The sequence below is a fragment of the Cereibacter changlensis JA139 genome (assembly GCF_003034985.1).
Classification (GTDB): domain Bacteria; phylum Pseudomonadota; class Alphaproteobacteria; order Rhodobacterales; family Rhodobacteraceae; genus Cereibacter; species Cereibacter changlensis.
In genome coordinates this window covers 1-1,931 of sequence record NZ_PZKG01000297.1, presented here as the reverse complement: position 1 = coordinate 1,931, position 1,931 = coordinate 1, and the positions used below count along the sequence as shown (strand labels likewise).

At 72.4% G+C, this 1,931-nt stretch carries 3 protein-coding genes; 2 read left to right on the top strand and 1 reads right to left on the bottom strand.

Going from position 1 to position 1,931, the window contains the following annotated elements; translation table 11 throughout:
• Positions 1-145 (bottom strand): redoxin family protein (locus C5F48_RS23410; RefSeq protein WP_181247766.1); only part of this gene is annotated, 145 nt, incomplete at its 3' end.
• 104 nt (positions 146-249) lie between these two features.
• Between C5F48_RS23410 and C5F48_RS23405 the strand changes: the two genes are divergently transcribed.
• The gene (locus C5F48_RS23405) at positions 250-1,455 is read left to right on the top strand and encodes an NAD(P)/FAD-dependent oxidoreductase (protein WP_107666081.1); all 1,206 of its coding nucleotides are present in this window, start codon (positions 250-252) and stop codon (positions 1,453-1,455) included.
• Positions 1,452-1,931, top strand: a 480-nt coding sequence (locus tag C5F48_RS23400; RefSeq protein WP_107666080.1) for an RsmD family RNA methyltransferase, incomplete at its 3' end; no start/stop codon positions are given. The genes C5F48_RS23405 and C5F48_RS23400, both read left to right, overlap by 4 nt.

Genomic DNA, 1,931 nt, shown 5'->3' with positions numbered 1-1,931 from the left:
AGGTCGGGGTGAAGGCCCCCGGCACGGCGAAGATCACCACGTTGCGCCCCGCGGTCAGCCCGGCCAGATCGACCTGCTCCGGCCCGGTCTCGCCCAGTTTCACCAGCGTCGCCGCCGGCAGGCGGTCTCCTACAGAAATCCGCATCAGATCTTCCCTCGCGCGTTGCGTTTCCAATGGCGCGAGATATAGGCTCCGCCCCGACCCCGGACCAGCGAATTTGCCGCAGCCGGGCTGCCGAAGGAGGGTTCATGTCGGATATCGTGGTGATCGGAGCCGGTCAGGCCGGGGCCGCCCTCGTCTCGAAACTGCGCGCCGCCGGCCATGCCGGCGCGATCACCCTGATCGGGGCCGAGCCGGTGCTGCCCTACCAGCGGCCGCCGCTGTCCAAGGCCTATCTGCTGGGCCAGATGGACGAGGACCGGCTGATGCTGCGCAACGCCGAGTTCTACGCCGACAACGCCATCACCCTGCGCCTCGGCGCCCCGGTGACCGGCATCGACGCCGCCGCAAAGACCGTCACGCTGGGCGACGGGACGCTGCGCTACGACCAGCTGGCGCTCACCACCGGCTCGATCCCCCGCCGGCTGCCCGCCTCGCTGGGCGGCGACCTGCCCGGGGTCTACACCGTGCGCAGCCTCGCCGATGTCGACGCGATGCGGCCCGAGTTCCGCCCCGGTCGCCGCCTCGTCATCGTCGGCGGCGGCTATATCGGGCTGGAGGCGGCCGCCGTCGCCGCCAAGCTGGGTCTCGAGGTGACGCTGCTGGAGGCGGCGCCGCGCATCCTGCAACGCGTTGCCGCGCCCGAGACCTCGGACCACATCCGCGCGCTGCATGCCCGGCACGGGGTGCAGATCCTCGAGGGCATCGGCCTCGACCGGCTGCTGGGGGAAACCCGCGTCTGCGGCGTCCGCCTCGCCGACGGCCGCGAACTGCCGGCCGATTTCGTCATCACCGGCGTCGGCGTCGCCCCCGCCACCGCGCTGGCCGAACTGGCGGGCCTGACGCTCGACAACGGCATCGCCACCGACGCCCATGGCCGCACCTCCGACCCCGCGATCTGGGCGGCGGGCGATTGCGCCTCCTTTCCGTGGCAAGGCGGGCGGCTGCGACTGGAATCGGTGCAGAACGCCATCGATCAGGCCGAGCTGGTGGCCGAGAACATGCTGGGCGCCGGCAAGGACTATCACCCGATGCCGTGGTTCTGGTCCGACCAGTATGACACCAAGCTGCAGATCGCCGGGCTCAGCACCGGCTACGACCGCATCGTCACCCGCGGGCCGGAGGGCGAGGCGGTCTCCTTCTGGTATTATCACGGCGAGACGCTGCTGGCGGTCGACGCGATGAACGACCCCCGCGCCTATATGGTCGGCAAGCGCCTGCTGGAGAGCGGTCGCAGCCCCGATCCGGCCCGGGTCGCCGATCCCGCCACGCCGCTGAAGACCCTGCTGACATGAGGATCATCGGCGGGGCGCGGCGCGGAACCCATCTGGCGCCGGTGGGCGAGGGCGACGCCAAGGCGCATCTGCGCCCCACCTCCGACCGGGTGCGCGAGGCGATCTTCAACCTGCTGATCAACGGCGGCTACGGCGCGCCGCTGCAGGACGCCCACGTGCTCGACCTCTTCGCCGGCACCGGCGCGCTGGGGCTCGAGGCCCTGTCGCGCGGCGCGGCCCACGCCAGCTTCGTCGAGACCGGCGCCGCGGCCTTGGCGCTCCTGCGCCGCAACATCGAGATCCTGCGCATGGGCCCGGCCACCGCGATCCTGCGCCGCGACGCCACCGCCCCCGGTCCCAAACCCGCCGCGCCCTTCGACGTGGTCTTCCTCGACCCGCCCTACGGCAAGGGCCGTGGCGGAGGCCGCGCTCGCCGCCGCCGGCCAGACCGGCTGGCGTCGCCCCCGACGGCGCTGGTGGTCTGGGAGGAAAGCACG